The 23,464-nt window shown below is 55.5% G+C and carries 34 protein-coding genes; 4 read left to right on the forward strand and 30 right to left on the reverse strand.

Annotation, left to right across the window (positions count from 1 at the left end):
* Positions 1-21 precede the first annotated feature (21 nt).
* The 12 genes from GH656_RS10060 to GH656_RS10115 all read right to left on the reverse strand — a co-directional run bounded on the left by GH656_RS10060 (position 22) and on the right by GH656_RS10115 (position 7,308).
* Positions 22-1,056: a site-specific integrase gene (locus tag GH656_RS10060; RefSeq protein WP_246184301.1), complete on the reverse strand. Its 1,035-nt coding sequence runs from the start codon at positions 1,054-1,056 to the stop codon at positions 22-24.
* Entirely contained in the window at positions 969-1,322 is a 354-nt protein-coding gene (locus tag GH656_RS18065; protein WP_153075755.1) for a helix-turn-helix domain-containing protein, read from the reverse strand. Before GH656_RS18065 ends, GH656_RS10060 begins: the two co-directional genes overlap by 88 nt.
* Entirely contained in the window at positions 1,322-2,011 is a 690-nt protein-coding gene (locus GH656_RS10070; RefSeq protein ID WP_153075756.1) for a Baseplate J family protein, read from the reverse strand. Before GH656_RS10070 ends, GH656_RS18065 begins: the two co-directional genes overlap by 1 nt.
* Positions 2,008-4,806 (reverse strand): toprim domain-containing protein, encoded by a 2,799-nt coding sequence (locus GH656_RS10075; protein WP_153075757.1) that lies wholly within the window; start codon positions 4,804-4,806, stop codon positions 2,008-2,010. Before GH656_RS10075 ends, GH656_RS10070 begins: the two co-directional genes overlap by 4 nt.
* Positions 4,793-5,185 (reverse strand): hypothetical protein, encoded by a 393-nt coding sequence (locus tag GH656_RS10080; RefSeq protein WP_153075758.1) that lies wholly within the window; start codon positions 5,183-5,185, stop codon positions 4,793-4,795. The genes GH656_RS10075 and GH656_RS10080 overlap by 14 nt, the downstream gene beginning before the upstream one ends.
* Positions 5,186-5,428 carry a hypothetical protein gene (locus tag GH656_RS10085; protein WP_153075759.1) on the reverse strand — a complete coding sequence of 81 codons (243 nt, stop codon included), beginning with the start codon at positions 5,426-5,428 and terminating at the stop codon, positions 5,186-5,188.
* Positions 5,425-5,637 (reverse strand): hypothetical protein, encoded by a 213-nt coding sequence (locus GH656_RS10090; RefSeq protein ID WP_153075760.1) that lies wholly within the window; start codon positions 5,635-5,637, stop codon positions 5,425-5,427. Before GH656_RS10090 ends, GH656_RS10085 begins: the two co-directional genes overlap by 4 nt.
* Before the next feature lie 44 nt (positions 5,638-5,681).
* The gene (locus tag GH656_RS10095; protein WP_153075761.1) at positions 5,682-5,885 is read right to left on the reverse strand and encodes a hypothetical protein; all 204 of its coding nucleotides are present in this window, start codon (positions 5,883-5,885) and stop codon (positions 5,682-5,684) included.
* 13 nt (positions 5,886-5,898) lie between these two features.
* Positions 5,899-6,114 (reverse strand): hypothetical protein, encoded by a 216-nt coding sequence (locus GH656_RS10100; protein ID WP_153075762.1) that lies wholly within the window; start codon positions 6,112-6,114, stop codon positions 5,899-5,901.
* A gap of 13 nt (positions 6,115-6,127) precedes the next feature.
* Positions 6,128-6,676 (reverse strand): BRO-N domain-containing protein, encoded by a 549-nt coding sequence (locus GH656_RS10105; protein WP_153075763.1) that lies wholly within the window; start codon positions 6,674-6,676, stop codon positions 6,128-6,130.
* Between the two features lie 85 nt (positions 6,677-6,761).
* Entirely contained in the window at positions 6,762-7,010 is a 249-nt protein-coding gene (locus tag GH656_RS10110) for an Ogr/Delta-like zinc finger protein (RefSeq protein ID WP_153076630.1), read from the reverse strand.
* 40 nt (positions 7,011-7,050) lie between these two features.
* On the reverse strand, positions 7,051-7,308 hold the full coding sequence (locus GH656_RS10115) for a hypothetical protein (RefSeq protein ID WP_153075764.1): 258 nt from the start codon (positions 7,306-7,308) through the stop codon (positions 7,051-7,053).
* On the opposite strand from GH656_RS10115, the gene GH656_RS10120 reads away from it, so the two are divergent.
* Positions 7,307-7,612, forward strand: a complete 306-nt coding sequence (locus GH656_RS10120; RefSeq protein WP_153075765.1) for a hypothetical protein — start codon at positions 7,307-7,309, stop codon at positions 7,610-7,612. The genes GH656_RS10115 and GH656_RS10120 overlap by 2 nt on opposite strands.
* Before the next feature lie 34 nt (positions 7,613-7,646).
* Here GH656_RS10120 and GH656_RS10125 read toward each other — a convergent pair whose 3' ends face one another.
* On the reverse strand, positions 7,647-7,925 hold the full coding sequence (locus GH656_RS10125; RefSeq protein ID WP_153076631.1) for a DNA-binding protein: 279 nt from the start codon (positions 7,923-7,925) through the stop codon (positions 7,647-7,649).
* A gap of 2 nt (positions 7,926-7,927) precedes the next feature.
* Positions 7,928-8,164 (reverse strand): hypothetical protein, encoded by a 237-nt coding sequence (locus tag GH656_RS10130; protein ID WP_153075766.1) that lies wholly within the window; start codon positions 8,162-8,164, stop codon positions 7,928-7,930.
* A gap of 83 nt (positions 8,165-8,247) precedes the next feature.
* Here GH656_RS10130 and GH656_RS10135 point away from each other — a divergent pair, with 83 nt between their 5' ends.
* The 3 genes from GH656_RS10135 (at position 8,248) to GH656_RS10145 (ending at position 10,712) form a co-directional block, all read left to right on the forward strand.
* The gene (locus GH656_RS10135) at positions 8,248-8,706 is read left to right on the forward strand and encodes a helix-turn-helix domain-containing protein (RefSeq protein WP_153075767.1); all 459 of its coding nucleotides are present in this window, start codon (positions 8,248-8,250) and stop codon (positions 8,704-8,706) included.
* Positions 8,707-9,035: 329 nt separating this feature from the next.
* Positions 9,036-9,755 (forward strand): alpha/beta hydrolase, encoded by a 720-nt coding sequence (locus GH656_RS10140; RefSeq protein ID WP_153075768.1) that lies wholly within the window; start codon positions 9,036-9,038, stop codon positions 9,753-9,755.
* A 462-nt stretch (positions 9,756-10,217) separates the two neighbouring features.
* On the forward strand, positions 10,218-10,712 hold the full coding sequence (locus GH656_RS10145; RefSeq protein WP_153075769.1) for a BRCT domain-containing protein: 495 nt from the start codon (positions 10,218-10,220) through the stop codon (positions 10,710-10,712).
* A gap of 94 nt (positions 10,713-10,806) precedes the next feature.
* Here the strand turns inward: GH656_RS10145 and GH656_RS18070 are convergent, their stop codons facing one another.
* The 16 genes from GH656_RS18070 to GH656_RS10225 all read right to left on the reverse strand — a co-directional run bounded on the left by GH656_RS18070 (position 10,807) and on the right by GH656_RS10225 (position 23,437).
* On the reverse strand, positions 10,807-11,286 hold the full coding sequence (locus tag GH656_RS18070; protein ID WP_246184245.1) for a hypothetical protein: 480 nt from the start codon (positions 11,284-11,286) through the stop codon (positions 10,807-10,809).
* Positions 11,287-11,288: 2 nt separating this feature from the next.
* Positions 11,289-12,377: a phage late control D family protein gene (locus GH656_RS10155; RefSeq protein WP_153075770.1), complete on the reverse strand. Its 1,089-nt coding sequence runs from the start codon at positions 12,375-12,377 to the stop codon at positions 11,289-11,291.
* Positions 12,377-12,790, reverse strand: coding sequence for a phage tail protein (locus tag GH656_RS10160; protein WP_153075771.1), 414 nt, complete (start codon positions 12,788-12,790; stop codon positions 12,377-12,379). The genes GH656_RS10155 and GH656_RS10160 overlap by 1 nt, the downstream gene beginning before the upstream one ends.
* A 15-nt stretch (positions 12,791-12,805) precedes the next feature.
* Entirely contained in the window at positions 12,806-15,487 is a 2,682-nt protein-coding gene (locus GH656_RS10165) for a phage tail tape measure protein (protein WP_153075772.1), read from the reverse strand.
* Positions 15,480-15,602: a GpE family phage tail protein gene (locus GH656_RS10170; protein ID WP_153075773.1), complete on the reverse strand. Its 123-nt coding sequence runs from the start codon at positions 15,600-15,602 to the stop codon at positions 15,480-15,482. Before GH656_RS10170 ends, GH656_RS10165 begins: the two co-directional genes overlap by 8 nt.
* A gap of 8 nt (positions 15,603-15,610) precedes the next feature.
* The gene (locus GH656_RS10175) at positions 15,611-16,018 is read right to left on the reverse strand and encodes a phage tail assembly protein (RefSeq protein WP_153075774.1); all 408 of its coding nucleotides are present in this window, start codon (positions 16,016-16,018) and stop codon (positions 15,611-15,613) included.
* 70 nt (positions 16,019-16,088) lie between these two features.
* Entirely contained in the window at positions 16,089-16,598 is a 510-nt protein-coding gene (locus tag GH656_RS10180) for a phage major tail tube protein (protein WP_174769736.1), read from the reverse strand.
* 16 nt (positions 16,599-16,614) lie between these two features.
* Positions 16,615-17,787: a phage tail sheath protein gene (locus GH656_RS10185; RefSeq protein ID WP_153075775.1), complete on the reverse strand. Its 1,173-nt coding sequence runs from the start codon at positions 17,785-17,787 to the stop codon at positions 16,615-16,617.
* A 41-nt stretch (positions 17,788-17,828) separates the two neighbouring features.
* Positions 17,829-18,461, reverse strand: a complete 633-nt coding sequence (locus GH656_RS10190) for a tail fiber assembly protein (protein WP_153075776.1) — start codon at positions 18,459-18,461, stop codon at positions 17,829-17,831.
* A gap of 13 nt (positions 18,462-18,474) precedes the next feature.
* On the reverse strand, positions 18,475-20,295 hold the full coding sequence (locus GH656_RS10195) for a phage tail protein (protein WP_153075777.1): 1,821 nt from the start codon (positions 20,293-20,295) through the stop codon (positions 18,475-18,477).
* Between the two features lies 1 nt (position 20,296).
* The gene (locus GH656_RS10200; RefSeq protein ID WP_153075778.1) at positions 20,297-20,839 is read right to left on the reverse strand and encodes a phage tail protein I; all 543 of its coding nucleotides are present in this window, start codon (positions 20,837-20,839) and stop codon (positions 20,297-20,299) included.
* Positions 20,832-21,740, reverse strand: coding sequence for a baseplate J/gp47 family protein (locus tag GH656_RS10205; protein WP_153075779.1), 909 nt, complete (start codon positions 21,738-21,740; stop codon positions 20,832-20,834). The genes GH656_RS10200 and GH656_RS10205 overlap by 8 nt, the downstream gene beginning before the upstream one ends.
* Complete coding sequence (locus GH656_RS10210) at positions 21,737-22,090, reverse strand: GPW/gp25 family protein (RefSeq protein ID WP_153075780.1); 354 nt, start codon at positions 22,088-22,090, stop codon at positions 21,737-21,739. The genes GH656_RS10205 and GH656_RS10210 overlap by 4 nt, the downstream gene beginning before the upstream one ends.
* Entirely contained in the window at positions 22,087-22,770 is a 684-nt protein-coding gene (locus tag GH656_RS10215) for a phage baseplate assembly protein V (RefSeq protein ID WP_153075781.1), read from the reverse strand. The genes GH656_RS10210 and GH656_RS10215 overlap by 4 nt, the downstream gene beginning before the upstream one ends.
* A gap of 123 nt (positions 22,771-22,893) precedes the next feature.
* Entirely contained in the window at positions 22,894-23,184 is a 291-nt protein-coding gene (locus tag GH656_RS10220; RefSeq protein WP_217352248.1) for a BrnA antitoxin family protein, read from the reverse strand.
* Positions 23,162-23,437: a BrnT family toxin gene (locus tag GH656_RS10225; protein ID WP_153075782.1), complete on the reverse strand. Its 276-nt coding sequence runs from the start codon at positions 23,435-23,437 to the stop codon at positions 23,162-23,164. The genes GH656_RS10220 and GH656_RS10225 overlap by 23 nt, the downstream gene beginning before the upstream one ends.
* Positions 23,438-23,464: the final 27 nt, after the last annotated feature.

The raw sequence follows: 23,464 nt of genomic DNA on the forward strand, positions 1-23,464 counted from the left end.
CACGGCCTGTCTCTGGTGTAGCTAAAGTACAGCTAGCTTCGGCATGTCCGTTGCTTTTGTGTGCGGTTTGACCCAAAGCGCCAGATGATCGGCAGCAAGGTGCGCGTACCGCAACACCATTTCCATAGAGTTCCATCCCCCGAGCTCCATCAGTACTTGCAGTGGCGTGCCGCGCTGCACATGCCAGCTCGCCCATGTATGACGAAGGTCATGCCATCGGAAATCATGAATATCAGCGCGTTGCAGCGCTTTTTTCCATGCAGCCGTTGTTGTTTGATAAACCGGCTTTCCTTTATAAACAAACACGCTTTCCAGATGCGCCGGGTGCCGTTGCTTCGGGAGCTGTCGTCGCAGCACAGCCACCGCTGTATCCGATAGCGGAACAGTAATTGCCTTCCGAGCTTTCGCCTGATCCGCGTGAATCCAAGCGACGCGCCGAATCAGGTCGACCTGTGACCATTGCAATCCTGTAACGTTGGCTCGTCGTAACCCGGTTTCAAGGCCAAATTGCGCCATATCCGCAAGATGAACGGGCAACTCCTTGATCAGCCGGTCTGCCTCACGATGCGTGAGCCAGCGAATACGCCTAACGATTGTCTTTAACGGTTTGTACACCGGCGCGCGATCCAGCCATTCTCGCTCCACTGCTGCATTCAAAACTGCAACGAGAACGCCGATAACCCGCCGCACAGTGCCTTCACGAACCGTTCGTCCAATGGGCTTAACGCCAGTGCGAGTGCGGACCACGATGACTTCTTTCTGTTTTGCCCGCGCAATCGCGTCAATTCGTTGACGATCAATATCTGTCAGCAAAACGCCAGACAAATGCTTGTCAAGCCAGCGCAGATGCGTCTTGCTCGTTTCCAGGCTCGCAACGCCCTTCCGATCCGTCAGGTATTCCAGCACAGCATCGTTCCATGTGTAGCTTGGCTTTCGGCCAAGTTTCGATTGATCCCAAAGACCCGCTTTCAGCCGGTCGTAGAATTCCTTCGCACGCTTTTTATCGCTGGTTCCAGTGCTGCCCTGTAACGGCGTTCCGCCTCCAGGGGGGTACAGCTTGTAATACCAGTTCGGGCTTCGACTCCGTTTATAGAGCGACATTTTTTGACTTCCTCATTGTGGTCGCCTTGCACAAGGCGCGGGATCCATTCTCCCGCCAGATAACGCTGCAGGGCAACCAGCGAGAAGATCCAGCGTTTTCCGACTTTGCGGCCCGGCAGCTCGCCGGCCTTCGCTTTCAGTCGCACCGTTTCAGGATGGGCGTGCAGCAGCGCCGCCGCGTCGGCCAGCGTCAACGTCAGCGTTTTCGCATCGGCATCCATCAGCCCGCCCTCCGAGGGGCGCTGCGGCGGACCACACACAGCGCAACACGTGGACGCGTGGCTTGCCTATGCGGCAAACATAAGCATTTGATTTTATTGAATTTATTTTCCATCAGTTGCCACGAGTCAGGCCATTCCGACCTGTGTAACTCATGGCCTAAAAAATAGGCAGCCTCGCTAACTGATGGCAAAAAATTCACTATTGATGGCATGGGTATAGGATCAGTTTTCGCTTCTTCATCGCCTTCTTTCTTCTTCTTTTTCAATAAGTTAGAGAGAGAAGAAAGAGATAGAACGCGAAAAATGCAGAAAACCCGACTAGCGGCAAAAACGGCCCGATTGATGGCAAATAACGCCCAACTCATGTCGGCACTTCTCTCAAGAATCAATGACTTAGCGGCGACAACCAGCAAAAACCACGTGTTATTTGTGCTGCCCGCCCTCTGCCATTGGCAAAATCCGCCTGCCAGGCCCCCGCTCTTCCCAGTTATCGCCGTTGCCCAGCCGTTTTTATTCGCGGGGGGAACGGGGGGAAGTAACCCAGGCAGCGTGCACCGGGTGACGCGCGCCATTCGCTGCGCGCATTGACTTGCGTCAACAGAACCCGAATCCAGGGCCGCTACGCGGCCTGAATGAACAAGACCAGGGGCACGGCCGCACAGCGCCCGTGAACACGGTGAAAGCGTCATGAGTGGCTCCTGTTTTCCCGGCAATCGGTGGCCAGGTCATCACGCACGGAGACATGCAGGCCGAACGCATGCAGGCGATTAAGCGAAATCGGCGTGAGGTAAGGCACACGCCGCGTGTATATCCGCCGCTCCACCTCTTTTTCGCCTTGCACCACGCCAGCGCTGTGCAACTGGCGCTTGAATACCCGATCAGATTTAACCGGCAGGCCATTCCACTTGTCCCGCAATGCGCTGGTGTGCGCGATATGGTCCATGACATGACCCGTGCGCAGCAGAATGCAAAACTCTCCGGCTATGGTGTCGAAGGTGTACGGGTGCTTATAGTTGCCTCCGTCGATCTCAGACAGCACCGTTTCCATGATCCAAACCCATGGCTCCCGGTCGGCACTTGTCTCAGCAATATGGCCATTCATTTCAGCAGTCAGGTCGCGGGCAAAATTGCCTTCCGTATGGTCCATTCCAGCGAACTCGCACAAATAAAGCCACGCCAGCGCGAGCGCCGAATAATTGCCAGCCATCCGTAACGCGCCATCGTCACCGCTACTCGCACGGCAGTTGGCCAGACACCGTTCACGAATCGCCCGATACTGATCGAGCACGTCGCGCTTATTGAGTCCGGCCAGAAATTCAAGCCATTGCCGCAGCGGAAAGCGCGGTAAATCGTCGGGCAGCAACGGACCACGTTTGCCGGTGAGAGACGTGCGGACTAATTTGCCGAGCAGGCTTTTAACGGGAACGTCTTCGCCCGCCAGCATCACCGGCGCGCACAGCAGGTATTCCGTCATATCGGTGCCGCGCCGGGTAACCGTGTATTGATAGTTCTCCTGGAGCAGGCCAACGGCCTTGTCGATCACGTCTTGCCGCCGTGCGGATAGTTCTTCCCACCCCACCGGATGGCTTGTGTGACTGATGCTGGTCAACAATCTGAATTCGGTTTGCAGCGACTGCCCTGAAAACATGGTGAACGCGAGCGTGCGCTCGAGCCGTTTAATCAGCGTCGATTTACCCGCGCCTTTATCGGCCTGCACCGTGATATGCGGCCAGAAGCCCAGCAGCGCTTTCAGATGACCACCCAGCGCCCAGACAAGCGGAATAGTCGCGGCGCTTTGCTTAAACGTTTCCTGATAAGCGCCGATGACGCGTCGCGCGTCGCTAACCGGGCCGGAGGGGAACGACAGGTTGTGATACGGGCATTGCTTCTCCGCCTCGGTGAAATAACAGTCCGGCCCCTCGTTGACGATCAACCGCCCATCACGCCACGCGAGCCCGACGAAGTTCGCCGCGTGCCGCGCCCCAAGATCCGCCCCGCGCTCCAGAATATTCACCATGCGCAAGAACGGCGAACGCGCCCAGATCGGTCCGAACTTGGCCCACTGATCGGTGTTGTGAAGCTGATCGTCCATCATCACGCGCCGGAGCAGCGTGGGGCCATGCCGGGGCGCCTGCACCGACACCGCGAAATACACCGTGGGAGCCTGGTCGGCATCACCCGTCATCGTTGACGTCGCGCTGGCCACCGAAACCCGGCTAATCGAGGCGATGCGAAACCCGCACAAATCGGCCAGCACCGGCGTATCAACGCCGCTCTCCTCGTTCCGATCCATCTTCGTAATGTGACTTGTGAAATCAGGCCGCGTGCGGAATTTCCAGTACTGCGCGAAGTCGTGAGCAGGCAGGAATATCCTGGGTTTGCCCTTACGGCTGTCGTCACCGGCCATCCCGGCAATTAGCCACGGCTCGTATTGATCCAGCGCACGCTGTAACTCACGTGCGCCCCGCAGTTGCAGATAGTCGTTCACATCATTGATTGGTCTGGCCACCGTCTCGCCATCCGCCAGATCGGCCAGCCATTCGCGCTGGTCCACCAGCACCGCACTGATATTCAGCCCGGTCAAGCGCTCGTATAGCGCCCACGCTGCCTCCGGCCCTGGCCGGTGACCCGCACGGGGATGCCCGTCGGCGAACGGTTCATCGTTATCCAGACAGATCACCACCTGCTTGCCACGCAGAAACGTGAAATCCACGTGATCGACGTTGGCCAGCCCACGCAGTGCGAACGCCGCCGTTCCAGGAATCGCACACGAATCGACCGATAACGCGTTGATCGCGCTTTCGACAATCACGACCCGGCGGGCTTGGTCCAGGCGTCGCGGATCAGCGCTCCAGCCATAACCGGACTTGCCGCCTTGAGTTTGCGTTTTGACACCGCCGTTAAGCGCTGGATCAACGTAGCGCATATCGACGGCCACGATCTGGCCAGACCCTGGCATCCGGACGATGAAAGCGGCAGCCGGACCAGCGTGGCCCACATCACCAGAAGCAACTCTCGAACTGGTCCAGTCGTTAAAGCCCAGCGTTTTCGCGTGGATCGCGGCATCCATCGCCGCGTCGGCAATCCCTCTGCCAGCGAGATAGTCACGCACCCGCACCCGTTCCGCCAGGCACCGCTCAGCGATAAATTCGATGGTCGATTTCTCGCGCCGCTCTGTTGCTTTAGCTGGCCGCTCGAATGGGATGCCATACGCCTCATGCAGGAACCGGCTCGCGTCCGCGACAGAGCCGCCACGGGCATACATCACCAGGTCAATGCATGAGCCGCCCGCGTCCGCACTGTGGTCGCGCCAGCCGGTACCGTGTTTCGGATGGTTTTGAAAGATCGACAGCGACGGACTTTTGTCTTCGTGCTGCGGCGAGTGATACAGCGCCTTGTCGCCGCCCCGGCCACGCTTGAGGCCTAGGCGCTCGGCAAGGTCGTGCAAGTCGATGCGCTGCTTGAGTTCGTCAATCGAGGCCATGAGAGCCCCGTGTCTCACGACGTGCGTCGAATGCTTCTTCCAGCTCGATTTGCCGCCGAAATGCGACGTCTTGCCTGAGCGTATGAAGCAGCGCAGCTTGGCCAGCCTGGCTTGTCACAACCCGTATCGCTTTTTGAATGGCCTCATTGCGCGTCGCACCCATCGCCACGGCGCAGCCGCTTTCAACGTGGGTGGCCACAAACTTCTCCTTGTGACCATTTGGCAGGTACTTTTCCTCATGCACGGCAAAGGTCGCGCCAAGCGGGTTCGGAATGACAACCGTGACTCCGGTAACGGGCTTTAACCGGAAACTGGACACGTATTTGCCAGTCTTCGTCCTGAAGCGTGAGCCGATGACAATCTGATATCGGAGGTTCATTTAAACCTCCCGCTCAACAGGGTTGCCCGTGGTCACGGGCGCAAACACCAACTCATGTAACGCCATCGCTGCCCGAGGAAATTCCAGCGCAAGCCGGTCGCTTAACGCGGCAACGAACAGGCCCAGAGTGCATTGCCGGTCGAGACTGCCTGGCCGGTTATCGAAACGCAACTGGTCCGCTGCACGGACGATGGCATGTGCCAGGGCTGCATCGTGTTCGGTATTTTCAAGTTCGCCTCTCATGCGACACCTCCACCTGGCGGAACCGACCAGGACAGAACCGTGATCAAAATGACAAGCAAGGTGGTGCCAATAGCCAATGCGGTTAATGGCCCAAGCCGCCAGCACTCAGGAAACAATCGGCGCAGCGCCATGGCGGCCGTCCAGACCAGACCCGCCAGCGAAAACGAAAGCATCAGCACAACGCCGACGGCGAAGAGATACGGTTTCATAGAAAAATTCCTTCATGCGAGCGCCAGCAACTGACGCAGATTGACTAGCTTTCCCTTTCCCCGGCAGCGCGTTCCTTCGCATCCAGAGAACGGGTTTCCCGAGTACGGATACGCGCGTTGAATGCACGGGCCGCCGCTTCTACCGCGCACCGCACGGGCGTGCGGCTCATTGCCTTGTCGAAATCGCCAGACATGCGCAAGCGTTGCCAGGCGGCCCGTAGCTCAGCTTCGGTCAAGGGGGAATGCATCGCGTTCATCGCGTTAATGGAGCGGCGCGAGCATGGGCGAAAGCGTCGGCATGCCATACCGGCAGTCCCAGTGACAGCGCACGACATAGCCAAGACGGCGCGCGATATCGCGGAACAGCATCGGGTCGATATCGGCATCCCATAGATGACGCAGATAAGTGCGGCGGTCTTCGACCGAAAACGCGGCAAGATTGTCGGGAGGGAAAAACGGGGTAATGGCGCGGATCATGTTGGTCTCCCTGTCAGTCGGCTAGCGTTTGCTGTTTAAGGCCTGACGCTAACGTCTCAAGGTCGCAGACCGGCATACCGAGCAGACGAGAGACATGCTGGAGGTTCGCGTAGAGCTCAAGCGCGAGACCACGCTCGGTTGCCCGGGCGAGGTCCTTGGCGAGCGTGCCGCGGTAGCGCAGTGCCGCGAGGCGCTGCGAGACGGTGAGGCGGCCGGTCTGCTGCGGGACGAGCCGGCCTTCAAGCACGTCGAGCACCCAGGCGCGGAATGCCTTGGCGCGCTCAGTGCGGGCTAGCATGCCGAGCAGATAGCAGCCGCGCGGGCTGAAAATTCTGACCTGCTGGCGGCCACCGGCTGTGTCGAGCTCAATGAGCTGCGTCATTGAGTCGGTGAATTCGTCGGTGTTCGACTCGAAGAGCTTATGAATCGAAATTCGGCCTTTTTCATAGCCCAAGGCGTCCCCGATCTGGGGACCCCTTAGCCACGGCTCATTATGAATATCGACTACATCGAACTCGATGTTTTCGAATATCAGAATCGCGTTTGAAGAGATGTTTTCCACAGGCTTCTCCTTTTTTCAGGCAAAAGAATCCCCGCACGCCTAAAAGGCGTGATTTGAAATCAAACAGGGGATGGGTTAAAAAACGCTAAACAGGCAATTCAAGCTGTTGCGCAAGCCGTTCACGCACGTGCGGCGAGAGCGGTAAATTCAGCGAAAGGTTCGGCATCGCGGAGGGCGACAACGTCCGTGCGAACTCCATATTCACGACATACGTATGGCCACATTCCGGGTTATTGCAGGAGAACGTGACTTCGCGGAATGTCAGCGACATATCCCGGCTGCTGCGCGCCGTCGCGCGCGAGCGGCAGTGGGGGCATCGGTTCAGGATTCTCATCATGACTTCTCCAGACGGCATGCAATACGCAAACGACCGCTCATCCGAGGGTGATTTCATCCATAGTCCGGATATCACCGGGCATGCGCATCGCGGAAGCACGTTGAAGGCTAGACTGCCCAGCGGAATCCGGCTGGCCAATCAATGGGTCGTAGCATGCGATCAGCTGACCGTCCTGGCCGTAGTAAAAATTAACCATGCGTGGTGGATCACCTTTATCGCCCGACCCAGCCGCCACGCGCACGTGAATAACCTTAATTAGTTTTGTTTCAACCAGAAGCGGAGAGAATTTATTCATGAAAACCTCAGATGAAATTCTGATACTTGCGCTCAAAATTGAGCAGGTTTTAGATTCACAGCATGACGCTGGCCCAAACAGCAATGCGATAAACGAACTGACCGAAATTTCTCACCAGTTTCAAGGCGTCTGTCCGTATTGCGTCGAAAAAGTTGAAGAACTCGTTCATGCTGCACACATTTACTTCAGCGAAACTGCGTTGAAGCTGAGTCCACAAGATCAGACCGCGGTTATTAAAACGATGCGTACATGTCTGGCAATGATTCGTATCAGGACGACATGGTGGATGCGCTGTGGTGACTAACCCGCCTCGCCGAATTCCCCGGCCAGCTCCTCGTTCAGTGCTTTCCGCACTCGCCATAGCCCTGGCGAGCACATTCGCAATGCACACCGACCTCGCCCAGCGTGGCGACGGCATCCAGATACTTTCTCGTGACCAGAACAAAGCCAATAGCCGCGACAAGCGTGTCGATCTTGTGAATCACGATGCCTTGGCCACCGCTTAAAAAACGGCTGATTTGAGAGTCATCCCAGCCGAGAGAGGCTTGCACCTCGTGGCGCTGCGGCCCGTTCAGGGCATGGCGCAACGCCGGTTCAATGCGGGCGAGCGTTTTCATCATCAACGGCCCGCAACACGATTTGAATGCGCTTGAGCGGCGTTGCCACTAACCTTGGCGCTATATTTTTCGATTCCCTCAAGGAATACCAGACGAGCCACGCTGGAGGTCGAGCGGTTTTGAATCGCAGAGAGATGTTCCAGCGCACAGCGTTCATCCGGCATCAGGCGCATGTAAATGGGTTTGCTTGACAGCACGCCACGCGGCGAGCGCGTGACAGGGGGTTTTTTCTGAGTCATGTCGATATACTCGCGGTTGGTAACCTTGCACAACCTTAAATATAGAGTCCAATTGGACTCTTGTCAACAATATTTTGGAACAAATGAGCTCATTTTCAGAACGGCTTCGAGAGGAGCGAATCCGCGTTGGTCAAAGTCAGCAACAGTTCGCCGTCGTTGGTGGCGTTCAGCGGCGCGCGCAAACTCACTATGAGTCTGGAGAGCGAACACCCGATGCTATTTATTTGGCTGCACTTGCCCGAATTGGTGTTGATTTGTTTTATTTACTAACTGGAGAACGTTCTGGAGTGGCGCTGACTAGTGATGAGCAAGCCCTGTTGACGGGATATCGTTCTCTTGACGCAACGGGCCGTGCTGGCGTGCTAGGCATGATCGGAGGGATGGCACAGCAAATTTCTGCGATGAAAAAGGGGAATAACCCAACGAAGGTTCAACAGAATTTCGAGGGAGCCAATATTGGCCAGCAAGTCAGCGGCGATGTCACTGCCCCCTTCTCGATCAACATGACCTCAAAACGCACTGCCAAAAAGCGGGAATCCTGACTGCGACGAACACGCGACAGGAGCGTGCTGGCTGCAAGAAAAAAAAAGTGAACGATGTCAGCAGCAACATGAAATCCAGCCAATAAGCAAACCGGTTCTGCGACGTGGCGACTCGATGAATCGAGTCGCATGCGATACACCAGCGTTATTTGCCTATATACGGGCTGCCATATACCCAACCGCACACGTCCCTCGCCATGATTTTTAAGATGACTACGGAGATATACTTTTTGCCTTAACCTTGCACAACGCAAAACAGTAAGGGCAATCTAACCTGCTTAGAAACCCAAGCCGCGATCAGGCCGATCGTGAAAGAGACGAGTAAGAAAATGAATCAAAAATTCTCAGGGGATATCGGACAAGTCGCCGGTCGAGATGTTCAGTCAAACAACGCTCAATCTACAGTGAGCGTGCACATCCATGATGGAGCCAAGACGCGGTATATCACAGAGCGGCAGCGCAAAGAAATCGCGCGCAAAGCCTTTCAAATTGAAGCAAAAACCGGCGTCAACAAGTTGATGGTCTATCGCCGGTTGCTGCATGTATTCAACTTCAGCAGTATGGATACGTTGCCCCGGGATCAATATTCGCGCGTCACCGCTTATCTGGATGGATGGCTACGCAACCGGGATATAGCCCGGCCGCCCGATACGCCCACGCGTCCAGCACAAACACGTCCCGAATTGCAATCGGGTAGAGGTGCAGGGTTAATACGACCGAATGCAGAGAAGCTGCACGAATCTGCATCCACTCAAACACCGTCGGCTCGAAGTGCATTACCCGCAAGGAAAATACCCTGGCGCATCGTTGTTGCCGCAGGCGGCGTTATCGCTGTAGCTACCACGGCCGCTTACATAGCTATTGGGCGACCTCAGGCAACTGCAACTGCATCCGAGTCCGTTGCTAACCACGCGCCACTATGTGAATACGGTGGTAGCCATTACTCGGTGGGCAGCTTCGTCATGCAAGCCGGTGTTCGCCAGCAATGTGTTTCAAATACAGAGCGCATCGCGGAGTGGCAGCCCATAAATAAAAATCGGCGCCGCTAGATCATTAATCTCTGGTCAAATAAAAATCCGAGAAAAACATGATAATTATATTAATCTCAATTGCGCTAGCAGTCGGAGTATGGAAATTACAAAAATATAGCGCTAAAAATTCTCATGAAATTTCAAAAAATGAAAATTTAGATTTCACATCTGTATATATAGAATTTAATTACACCGATGGGGAAGGCATTCCTAGTAAGAGACGGGTCCGCGTGCTTTCGGTATCAGAAAGCTATTTCAAAGCATATTGCGAATCCAGGCACGACACTCGTACTTTTCGATACGACCGAATGGGCAGTAGGGTATCCGATCTAGACACAGGCGAAATTTTTGAATCTAAAAAATGGGCTCGCAGACTAAAAATTGAATGGTGTGGTGATGTATTTTGAAGCCAGCGGTGCTGTTTAAGTACGCATTGGACGATGCCTGTACACGCCCTAAATCACAGAGAAATTAACGGCCATGAAATTTATATATCAGAAATATCTAGGCGAATTCCAGGAGTATGAGTTAGTAAATTGGAGTGAGAGTGGAAATTATATTCAGGGTGTGTGTACACGCGCACGCATGTTTCGGACGTTCCGTAAAGATCGGGTAACAAAATACCTGCAAGGTTCGGAAAATTTGTTAGAAAATCCTGTAGCGACTAGCGCTCCGTGCCTACCACCCAAACGACCAATTCCATCAGAAAACAGACGCGACTCGCCTCCGCCTGGTGTGCCAAAAATTCTTTTCACCGGATTTTCAAAAAATAAACGGGATGAATTGGAGCAGTGTGCGTGGGCGGCTGGATTTTATGTCCGCAAAGATGTTACGAAAGACTTGACGTTTCTATGCACTGGACCCAATGCTGGCCCAGTAAAAATCGAAAAATCGCGTACGCAAGGAACATATATTATTTCAGGTAATCATTTCGCTACTTTCATAGAAACGGGCGAACTAATCGACGAAGAATAAATATCCCGTGAATCCGGATAACACCCCAAGAAACAAAAAATGAACGAACCAAAGCCCGTAGTCCCACAACCTCAGCCGAGCCGTCGAGATCAATTCAACGACTCACCCAAACCACCAGCGCCACAACCGAAGCGATAATCGGTGAAATCAAAGCGCAAAAGCGGATCCGGTTCAACCGGTCCGCTACCTGCGCATTTCTCGTTACCAGATCGTTAATTCGAGTTTGCAAATTTTTTAATTCAGCTTCTCTTAGTGACCCCAATGAAAATTCCGGCTGATATAAGTTTACCGGCTCGTTTGTCGGGGAAGGGATCGGCCTAAGTCGCAAGCAGCCACATACAATCCATCCGGCGAGTATCAGCAAACAAATTCCAAAAACAATGGTGGCCGATATCAACCAGATAGTTGCGTGGGTATCTACCAGATTAACCGTGTAAGCGGCAGCGCCACCAATACCTGCAAGAAAAACCGTTAGCGTCGTATTGGCCTCTTTGGAAATGATTTCCGCACTTTGAATATGGAATCGGATATTTTCAAGTGCTTGATTTTCTACCCATACCAATTGTTCATTCATCGCTACTTTCCTCCCCTCCTAAAATGCGAACGATGCCGCTCCGACGTGGGATCGTCTCGCATTTCCAGTTCAAGCGTCGTCACAAATCCACCGTCGCCCATTGAGTGCGTGGCCTTCTTTACAAGCCACGGCGTCTTGTCAATTTCTGGTTTGAACCCAGCAACTGTCACTGGCATTTCAGGAAACAGTTCCGGTCTGGCCAGCGCGAGCGTATAGCCCTTCGTCGCCTGGGCGCGCTGCGTGCGCGCAAATTCAGCGCTGGCCGCCGCGCGTGCCTCAGCTTCGGTTGCATAGTCTTCCGGCAGCACCTTGATGTTCTTGTTGTTCTCCCCGCCGATCACAATTGACTTCCGCTTTCCCTTCGCGTTCGAGTGATAGTGCGCCCGCACTGCAGCGTAACTTTCACGCTGTGAGATGTGATACCGGTGCTGATCGCCGCTAGCGCGCGTCAGCTCCAGCACGGACAGGCTTTTCCCGCTCGCGGTTTTCCCGGTGCCGATGGGCATGAACAGAAGCCGTAAATCTTTCACGTTCATCACAGCGTCGTAGCGCTTGGCCAGACGCGTTAAAAATGACATGTCGCTCTCGTGCGTTTGATCGATATGGGCAATAACAACTTTTGCGAGCGCGTCAGCGACAACCGGCTTCAGCGAATGCCGTGAAGCAATCGCCCGCACGATTGCGCCAATGTTCACACCGTGCCAGCTCTTTTCACGTCGCTCATGCATTGCGCTCGTCATCGATGCCGACCTGGCGCGGATCGTCACGATATCTGGCGCGCCGCTGTGTTCGATCTCATCAACCGTGAACGTTCCCTTATCGATCAAAGGCTCGCCAACCCAGCCCACCGAAACTTTGATATTTGCCCCGCGCTTTGGAATAGCCAGATCGCCTTTTGAATCGTCCAGGACAAGGTCCAATGTGTCAGATTCCTCCGCACGCGACTCCGATATCGACAGGCTAATCAGCCGAGGGGCGATCAGGCTCGACAGGTCCTTTTCATCGAGCGTGATCTTGTAGTCGGCTTGGGGCTGAGTGCGCCCCACCCTATCTGGGTTTCTTTCTGCCGTGCGTGTGAGCGAGTTGGCCATCAGTTTTTCGCAGCCTTGTCGGCCTGAGCCAGCATGTTATCCGGCACGCGCTTTAACGCCAGCGCGAATTCAATGCGGCGCGGAACACCATTCTGAGTATGAAAGGTCTGCGTTTCGTTAAGGCTCTCGATAACGAACAGACCGTATACGCTGCCCTGGCCATCGACCAGCACATACGCCTCGCCTTTACCGGCCATTTCCGCCAGCTCATCAATCGACGCGATGGAACCGATGGTTTCCGGCGCGACAATGCCATTCAACGTGATCGTGTCATCGCCGGGTCCGGTAAATTGACTCGCGTTCATCACACCGATCCGCGAGCTCGTTGCGTGCCTCCAGTTCCGCTGGCGCTGAAGATCAACAAACGGGACAGTCGTCAGGCTGAAAACGAACTGACCGAGAGACATCATCATGACTTTTCCCCTGCGCTAATCTGACAGACGCGAGCCGAGACGCGATTGTTTCGCCCGCTCGATTCGCTCAATTTCCGCCCGAACAACTCTGCCGATTTCAGCCGGGTCCATGCCTGGCGCCGCGTAAATATTGAAAACGTATTGAGCGGGTGCGCTGGCCGTTCGCACGGGGGCAGCGGACGCCAGTGCCAGCCTGTTGTCTATCGGAATTGCCGCGCGCACAACCGGCATGCTATCGGGCCGCAGCGTAGCGGTTTGCTGCGCGAACACTGGTGTGCCAAAAGAAACAGCGGCCGCCGTGGCGAGCCCCAGCGCGGCGGTGGCCACACGTGAGCGCTCGCCGTCGATGCCGAGTGCGGCTCCCTGCCCGACAAAGCCGCCGAGCTCACCAAAAACCCGGCTGGGACTGTGGATGCCCAGCTTCTCTTTGAACCAGCCGGTCGTGCTATCTGCAACGCCGCCGATAGCATTTTTCACAATGTCGATGGCGCTCGTGATGCCGCTGGCCAGACCGCTCATGATGTTCGCTCCGAACTCGGTAAATTTCGCGGGCAGATCAATTCCGAACCACGATAGAACACCCGCGAACGCGCGATAAAAAAGACCGAGTGGTGACCAGTTGACCAGCAGCACCGCAATAGCGCAAATACCGCTGCTAAATGCTGCTTTAACTTCTTGCCATAAACCCGCGAAAAATCGAGTGATGGGTTCCCAGTATCTGTAAATCAGAAAAGCCGCGACAGCTAGCACCGCGACAATCGCAAGAACCGTCAGTCCAATTGGATTGGCAAACATCGCCCTGCCAGCAAACATGGCGGCAGTGCCGAAAATACGGAGTGCGGTAGCACCCACACCGAGCACGCGAGACAGTATTCCGCCTTGAATGCCCAGTGTCTGCATGCTGAACTTGACGACCGCCAGCGGGCCGAGCACACCAGCGAGCGCGATTGTCAACGTGCCCACCACGACCAGCAAACCCATAAGTGCCGAAACCGTAACAAGAATGAATCTTGCAGCGGTCTGATGCTCTTTCATAAAGCCGTTGATCCTGTCGATTGCCGCAGCTGTTTTCTCGAGCACAGCGTTATAAAGAGGCGAAATTTTTTCCCCAATTTCCAGCTTCAGGTCACGTATTTTTGCCAGTGCCGCAAGTTCACGGCCCTGCGTTGTCTGCTTGGCTTTTTCGTTTAATTCCTCGATGCCATCCGCACCCGCATTCAGCTTTTCATTTTTATGAATCTGGTCGCGCTGCATGTACATCGTTGTGAACAGGTTCGCCGCTGTCCTGTTCGTGAAAATCGTCGCAATCGTGTCCTTTATCTTGTCCTGATCAGTGATGCCGTTGGCTTGCAACTTCGGTAACAAAACCTTCTCCATCCACTCCAGCGGAGACGCTTTCAGTAGATCACTGCCCGCTAGCGCCCCGGTTTTAAAGTGATTGACCTGCCCCATCTTGTTGTATTCAACACCATCTTTTTTAATCAGATCGAGCCCGACTAATGTTCGCGCGGCTTTAACCGTCGTCTTTCCCTGATAAATATTGTTGTACGCGGACATTAATCCGGTCCCGACAGCATGCCCTCCCATTTCCTGAATGAGCGGTTCCATTTGATAAAAAAACGCGTCTTTTCGCATTTGCTTTGCGGCGACGCCGCCTGTTTGTATGAAATTTCGCCATTCGTCGCCGCCGACCCGCCCCCCGGTCGCCGTCAGCACTTTTTGCACCATATTGGCTTCGCTCTTGAACGTCGCTTCATCCTTAGTGCCGCCGCGCAGCTCGATGACTTTCAGCATGTTCATAAACTTTTCTTCGTTCGCGTGGCCGTCTTCCGAGCCGAACATCGCGTCGTTGGCGAACTTCATTTTTGTCAGTGTTGGCATCACCATTTTTGCGTGATGTTCGTCGGCAAAAATTGTCAATGAATCACGCATCAATAGAATGTTATCGCTGGTGCTTGTGCCGTAAACCTTCATCGCGCGCGCATATTTTTCGGAGTCTTTCGCCGCATGATCCCCCAGCCCGAGCGCCCGGATTTTCATCGCTTCAATCTCAACCTTCTTCGATTCATCAAGCGTTTCACGCATGTCGCCCAGCACGTGCATACCGGCGCTGCGCGCGGCATAGCCACCCACGGCCATGCCACCGGCAACACCCTGCATCGCATGCATTTTTCCGCGCAATGCGGCCACGCGCTTTTCCCGCTCAGCCAGCGCATCGAGTTTGCCGAGCTGGTCTTTCATCGTCGCGCTGGTAGCCGCGATAGACGACCTCAATTCCCTTTCATGCCGCGACAGGTTTTGAGTACTCACTCCGGCTTCTGATAATCGGGATCTCAGTTCCCGAACTTTCCCGGATTGTTTTTCATGCTCGACAGACAGCCTGGCGGCCGCCTGCTTGGCATGGTCAAACTGCTGCATCATCTGCAACGATGGCGGACCGACTTCGCGCAGCGCCCCCGCGAGTTTTTTCACACGGGCCTGTGCTTTCTCCAACTTCAATTCCGTATCGGCCAGACCGGTTCGAATCTCCCTGAACGCGCCGATATTTTTCTGCGTCTCCCCCATTTTCTTGAGGTCGTCGCGCGTCTTTTTCAGCTCCCGCCCCATCTCCTTACTGCCATTAATAACCGCCTTCAACGGCCGGGTCATGTTGTCGATCATGTCAAACATGACCCGTAGCTTTAACGTGTTATCCATCGTCGCCGTTTCCGCTTCTCTGCCTTGCCCTTTCTCGCCACGCCATCAGTTCGGGCAGACTGAATCGATTCATCGTTTCCGGTGTCCAGCCGAATACCGTGGCGATATCGGCCATGGGGTCTTCTACCCGGTCTGGTATTCCAGTTTCGATTTCGCGGCTTTCGGCATCAAAAAACCAACGAAAATCCCACCGAGCTGGACGAGATCAGCGGGGTCCATTCGCGCGACGTCGATTTCCGTCAGCGTCGGTGTGCTGACACGAGGCAACACTTTTTGCAGCGCTGCCACATCAAGACTGACGAGATCGGAAAGCGATGTCCCGCGCAGCTCACCGGCATCCGGCTTGCGCAGCGTGACTTTCGTAATGACTTGCTCACCGCGCTTCAAAGGGGTATCCAGCGTGCAGGTATTCGGGTCTTTCGCTTCGTCTATATCGCCATCTCCCGGGTTTCCCGTGTCGATCACGCTGAATGCATGCCCGTCTGGACCGGAGTCGATCACAATGCGTTCCTGATTTTTATCCTTGCTCATGTTTTATCTCTGAAAGTGATGAGGGTGATTAATGCGCGGCTTGCCACGTCGAAAGTCTGGCCTTCGTGATCTACAGACCGATGGCGGTGCGAAGCTTCGCAAGCAAGTCTGTGCCGTTATTTTTTTCGACCATGTTGATGAAGTCCATTTCAATTAAATCGACACCGTTCATCGACAGCTTGTAATAGCTAGCCACCGTTGTGATTTTTAAATCAGTGTCTTCCTTTGGTTTCGCCGTACCGAAATCGATTTCCTTATGACGACCTTTAATCACGATCTCAATGGCATCGTAACTGCCCTGGTCTTCACGCTGATATCCGCCCGCGAAACGCAGTAAGACGCCATCGTGTTTTGTCACGCCATACTGTTCAATCACTTCCGACATGAAGCCGCCGCACGTCCACTCGATCTGGATTGCCTCCTGTCCAAAGTCAATCTGAATTGGGCCGCCCATGCCGCCGCCCTGGTAATCCTCCATTTTTCGTGAGAGCTTCGGCAATGTCACTTCCTTGACTTGCCCCATGAAATTCGAACCGTTGTGAAACAGCATGAATCCCTTCAGTTTTCGCGGCATACCCATTTTTTTCAAACTCCTTTTATGCCATTACGCGCGCAGCAAAATCGGCTAAATACCGGTCCGTTATTCGCTGGCGCATATTCAAATTCTCAAGCGGTGGAACGGGGCAATAGTCGTAGTCGATATATGACTTGCCCGACTTCAGTACGTCCGAAGTATTCGGTTCCGGGTCGTACCACGACGATCCGTCGATCAGATAGCCCAGCGACTTCAGCTCGCGGAATTTCCCATTGATGACTTCAATAATGTCCCGCGCGAGCGATGGATTTAACGGACCGTCGATCACTGGCATCTGTGCTTCCGCAATCGAATCCGCTAGCACTTGGGCGGTCCGCGTGTAGTTTTCAAACGCGAATAGCGGGTCATCGGAACAAGTGCGGGAGCCCCAGAAGCGGTAACCATCCCTGTTAATCAGCGTCGTCACATCCTGCTCATTGAGATATCCCGCGTCAGTATCCGATTCCTGCAAGTCCCAAAACACGGGAATGCTGATACCCGTCACGCCGTTCACGCCGACATTCGATAGCGTTTTGTGCCAGCCTGTTTCCTCATCGATGAGCGCTCGAAGACCCACGGCATAAGCCGTAGCCGGAACCTCTACCGTGCTGTTCGTCGTGGGGTCCCACGCCAGAAAATTCGGCCAGATCACCATCACTTCCCGCTGGCTAAACTGCTTCCTGTATGTCGTCGCCTCTTCTTTTGTTTTAGCGCCGTTTGCGCTGACATACGCGAAGCCGCGCAGCGATTTCGCGGTTGCAGCCAGTTCCGCTGCGACAGCCTGGGTATCGAGACCTGGCGCGGCCAGAATGCGCGGCTTCACACCCATCACAGCCTGGGCCGTCAGCAATGCCTTGATGCCGGTGTAACGGCCTTCTGCCGTGACGGTGCCGATCACGTTACTTGTCGTTTCGTCCGCGTCTTTGCCTTCGGTCACGCGCACGACTATCGTGACCGGCTTCGTCTGCTTTCCAATTGCGTCGAGCACGGTGCGCAGCGTGCCTTTCTTCCCAGTTTTTCCAAGCACAGCGACGACGTTCGTCAGCAGGACCGGTGTGTTGAGTGGAAACGTTTTTTCATCTGCATCTTCTGCTGTGCAGACCACGCCGATAATTGCTGTCGATATCGTTCGGATCGGTCGCGTTCCTTCGTTAATTTCCTGAACGCGAACGCCGTGGTGATAGTCCTGGGGCATGTGAATTCCTAAGGTGAGTGAAATCGGGAGCTGAACCAGTCTCAGCTTGACGAACCCGTTCGATCAGACGCGTCGCCTGGCGCGTCAACGACGGGCGGCGGAGGCGCATACGCCGCTGGCGTGTCGGGCCAATCGACCGCGTCAGGAAATGTGGATTTTTCAATCGCTGCGACAAGCGCCATCTGATAACTGGCCCACGCTTTGAAGTAATAAATCTCTTCGTCCGACAGCAGGCCAGCCGCGAACGCATCGGCCTTTCCCGCGTTTTGCTTTCGAGCACGATCAAGCCGAAGCTCGAATTCAGTCATCGCGGCCGCGCGCTTTTCCTGCTGTTCAATTTCGGGGTCGATAGCCCAGCCAGCTTCACCCCACACGTACTTTTCAGAAGGTCTGGGAATATCCGTCAAACCGCACTCGTCCGGCGTGACGCCCGGCGTAAAAATTTCGGCATGCTCGCCGTCACTTTTTTTATAGAGCTGCCGACCGCGATAGTCGGGGAGCAGTAACCAGGCATCGTTTTTATAGAACGGCCAGGACAAAGACGTGCGCTCCGGAGGCGTCTCCGTTGTACTGCTAGCCGGAATGAGCCAGCGCTCCGGGTTACGCGGATCGGCATCGGCGAGACAACTACCGATGTACTGGCCGCTGGCGCTGTCGTATTGATGAATCAGCATTTTTTCTCCCTAATCAGTACGCGCGGATCAACGCCAGCAGCGCCACGTTTCGCGGCCGAGCTTCGTTTCCGCCGCTGCGCTCGATATGAACGACAGGAACGTGCCCCCCGGCGTAACCCATTTTGATAATGTGAAAATGCTCACCGGCCTGACCGATGGTTATCCCCGTAGCCGACCTCGTTACATCGATGTCTGATGGCGAATTTCCCTGCCTATCTCGAATCAAAACCGCGCTGTCGGTGACAATCCCGGGATATCCCGGGTCCTGTCCGTGCACTCTATGGCCATGCCCCGGGTCCCTCAGCGGGTGTTCGTGTTGTCCGGCCATCTCGGACCAGACCGGGTGCTGGTGGCCAGCAACTTCGTCGGCTTTAGCAGCGTGATCGTGCGATAAGTTTTGACTGTCCTGTCTTGTCCCGATCCGCCGCTGCGGATCGAGTCCGCGACTGTCATCCCAGCCGCGCAAATGTTCGCCACGCAGGTCCGGGATGCGAAACGTTGTGACGCCGTCACCGTGTGAAAAACCGCCGGAAAATTCGCTGGCCCAATCGCTTTCTGTATAAAGTGCGCCGCTCCCTTGGGCGTACGCCCACAATGCTGGATAATCCGCACGATTAATTAATGCGCCATTCGCTTTTATATAGCCCGCTCGCGCTGACGTGCGCGGCTCCAGCACGATCTGTCCAATCGTTTCCATCGACATGACCGACCGGACCCACGCGGTAGTGGCAAACCGCTCAGAGCGGTCGTTTTCTGGCGGTGTAGGTCCCTGAACAGGAATATCAAAGCAGGTCTTCTCAGACGTGAATCGGGCGACTGACGTCCCGTCGCATGCGACGCCAATCGTTCCCTTCCCGTCGTGCCACAAACCGGTATCCGGAGAATCGGCGCGATCAAATACCAGCGATGGAGACGCAGCGCTTCCTTCGGCAACGAACAAGCGTTTGCCGACTTCCATGCGAACGTCACCGTAAATCGAGCCGCCTCTGTTTCTGTCGAGCGGAGTTAAATTCCCGGTGTGCCAGACCGGATTGGCATTGACCTTGAATTCTTTGCTGTCAGCGAAATATTGAAAGGCACCCAGCGACGAATACCAGCCGGCACCACCCGCGTTTGCGTAAAAATAGCCGTCGTTCTCACCGATATAGATGCGACCCTCACCGCCCTCCCGTCGAATGGTCAAGTCGTAATCGATGCGCACCGAACCGGCTACCTGCAATGCATTCTTCCCGTCGCTCTCGCTTTTTCCTACAAGTAATTCCGGCATGCCGACCGTGCCGGTGAATCGGGCACCGGGCAAAGCGGCATAACGCTGCGCGGCCGTCTTCGGCGTTAATGCCCGGCTCGAATCTTGACCTGCGTCAGTTTCATCTTGCGTCGCAATTTCAATCACGCCCCGCCATTCGGTGGTAGCCGGTGGATTCGTGAATGACGTCTCGCCAAACGTCAGCGCAGAGGCGTCGATAGTCGTGAGCTGAATGTCCGCCGATAGCAGCAAAATAGCGGCTGGCGATTTCTCCATGATCGGCGCGGCCTGACTGTAGACCGCGAAGAGCACACCGTTTTCCAGATATAAGCCGAATCCAAACAGCGTGTACTGATCGGCGGTTTCGTCTTGTAACGTGATGTGTATCGTGTCAGCGGCGACGTTTTCACCGGCGAATGTGTTGATGCGTTTCTTCTCGTCGGGCAGCGCGACCAGGCTTTTATCCGCGTTGAACGGCGCGGTGCTCAGACCAATTTCCAGCACGCAGTGCGCATTCGTTCCACTGTTTCCAGCCGCGACGAGCGCGGCACGACCCGCATCAGTCACTGTGATTAAAAATCCCGGCATCTCATGCATCCACTAATGACATACGTCGATAAACGGCGACACGCATCGCGGCGGCTACCGCTAGCGGCCCTCGAGCTGAAATACCCTGGGTGATGGCGTAATGCGCGCTAACCGGCTTTGTTCGTTCGATCTCGGCGATGATGTCGGCAACATATTCGGCCGATGCTGGCTCTCCCTCTCTGCCGCTGACCGTCACCACGACGTCGAACGTTCCCGGTTTCCCCTGCGGGGCCATGTCAAACCACTCCCGCAGCGCGATGTTCGCGCCGAAAGCCGCGACGGCCTGGCGGACAGCCGCCGCCGTGCCGTTCTTTCGTGCGATTGATATCGCAGCTTTGACGCGCGCTCGCTTGACTTGCTCCGGCCAGTAGTCTTTCCACGTGTTCACGCCCATGTGCCACGCAAGCCATGGCAAGAGCGCTAGCGGAATCGTGTCCGGATTCATCAAATCGCGCAGCGGTGACGGGATATCGCTGATATGCGCCCAGGTGGCTGCGACGTTGCGTTCTAGCCGGGTCGAATTCGGCGGGAGCAGATCAGCCATAAATGCCACCGTGAGTAACGCTCATCTCGATGCAGTACGGCGCCTGGGTTTTAGCCACCGGAATGTCTGCTACTGGCTCGTCGAGCTGGACTCGCTCGACACCGTCAACATGCAGCGCGGCGTAGATGCCGGACAGCGTGACCTCTCGCCCGTTCCGGTGCGTTTCCTTCGCGTATACCGCCAGGCGTTTACGCGCCTCGGTCAAGACGACGCTGGAATCCGGCCCGGAGAATGTGTAAAGCGTAGCCCGCACGCGATACCGTTTTATTTCGGCACTCTGCGTTGTCACCTTGTCTGTCAGCGGACGAATGTCGTCATCACGCAGCGCTTTGCTAACCTTCGCCAGCAGGTCGCTTGCAGCAGTTCCATCACCTTCCCGCGAAAGAATCGTCACCAGCACTTCGCACGGGGCCGGACTTGTCACCGACGCATCGAGCACGCGGCCATCGGCATTGAGTGCATGCGAGATATACGCGCCCTCCGGCCCGGCCACAGAAAACCCTTGTGGCGCGAGCTGGATGCGCTTTCTCAAATCCGGATCGCGCTCCATGACGGCGGCCGTTCCGTTCTCCGGATCGCCCGGTACAAGCGTTAAACGTTCGATGTCGAACAGCGCGGCGAGATGCTCCAGATTTGTTCCGGCCGCGTAGGCCAGCATGATCGAGCGTGCGGCGTCATTGACACGCTGCCTGATAACGATCTCGCGGTATGTATGTTCCTGCGCCAGAATCGCCAGCGGCTCAGACTCAATCTTCAGAACAGCCGCTACGTCGTTTCGCTCATCCTCAGGAAATCGCGCGATGAATTCAGCCTTGCGTTTTTCGAGTAGAACCTCATAGCTGATCGTTTCAACGATGTCGGGAACCGGCAGGCGTGACAGGTCGATTGGCGTGGCGCTCATTTTCCACTCCCGTAAAAGACTGGTACGCGTGCCGAAACCGGCTCTCCAGCCTCGCTGGCGATACCTTCGATATCGACGTACTGATGACCGCTCTGTCCATCTGTTGTGAGCAAAACTCGCGTGAGTTTCAGGCGTGGCTCCCAGCGCAGCAGTGCAGTGGCGATTGCCGCATACAGCCGGACTCGTGTCGTGCCGTTATTTGCAGCGTCGAGCAGGTCGGGAATTTCTGAGCCGAAATGCCGGCGCTTGATGCGCGTAGCCAACGGCGTCGTCAGGATTTTCGCAATCGACTGATAGAGGTGCGCGTGTCCGGATATCGACCGGCCAGTTTGAGCGTTCATGCCGATCATGGGATAGGCTCTCCAGTCGGCGCGCCGTCGCCTTGCTCCATGTGCCGGTGCTTCGCCACGCTGACGCCAGCTGCGCTTACGTCGCCTGTGAATTCTGCCGCGCCGTCAATCCTGATGGTCTTACCTGAGCCACCCTTGCCGCTCATTCCGCCTTCGAACGCGAGCGAACCTTTCACCAGCAAACTGCCGGTGCAGGTTGTTTCCAGTGAATCCAGCGTGACGCTTTCAGCTTTCACGATTGCCGTTTGCGTTTCGACCGTGACCACTCCTCCCGGCACCGAAATTATTGCGGTACCGCCTGCGGGTAACGTGCATTCCAGAGCGCGTGCAGCGTGGTCGTACTGAACCACGGCGCCGTCCGGATAAGCGATTTGATGAACAGTCGCGCGTTGGCTTGGTGCCGCCGCGGCGTCGGAGTAAATGCCGCGTAGCGCAACGCCTTGGGCAGGGTCGCCCATCGGGCACAAAAGAATGACTTGTTCGCCAGCGGTAGGTGGATTCCAGTCACGGGTTTCACCCGCTGCGGCGGCGATCCACGGAATCCAGTTTGTTTCCAGCCCGTCGCCTTCAGCCGGATTTCCGACCGCGACACGACATAACGCACGCGCGTGATCGACGGCGAGAACTGATCCCTTTCGAACCGCGTTGCGTGCCTGGCGTTGAATTTCGTTTGAGTCCATACGCACATAGTGCCGACCGCTCGCGCGTCACGCGAGCAGTACGGTATGTCGTTGGACTGGGAACAGAAGGGACTACTTCAAAGTAATTTTTTATCGGCGGGATCGAGTCTATTTTTCGCGGTTCTACATCATTCCGTGAGATTTTGCGTAATCGCGCAGAGCATCGTTCATTCGTGTTTGCCATCCGTCACCCTGACTCTTGTACGCCAGCAAAACATCTGGGTCGATGCGGATTTTGAGCGGTGTTTTCGGATTCGATGACTTCGGTCGCCCACGTGGCCGGATTATTTTTTCGGCTACGTCCTTTCCAAATAGCTCTGGCAAGACCTCCTCTGCTGGCCGTGCACGCGCAAATTCTGCAGCTCCCCATACCGGGTTGTCATCCATCGGCTTACTGACTTTTTTCTTGCTCATAATGCTTTACCTCACGAAGGTTGGCTTTACGGAAGCTGATGACATGGAGTTTTTCATCGCGCGGTGTGAATACCAGCATGTACATTCTCGTCCCGATATAACCCAGCGCCTGGAACCGACGTTCCGGATATGCTTTTCGCTGGTCTTCCGAAATTAGCGCACCCGCCATTTCGAATTCGCGGGCCATTTCGAACGACAAACCGCGCTCTGCGATATTTGTCTGATTCTTGGCTGGATCATATGTGATTTCCATTCGAATAATTGTACCCCCGGAAAATAT

Source organism: Paraburkholderia bonniea, assembly GCF_009455625.1.
In the GTDB taxonomy this organism is placed as follows: Bacteria; Pseudomonadota; Gammaproteobacteria; order Burkholderiales; family Burkholderiaceae; genus Paraburkholderia; species Paraburkholderia bonniea.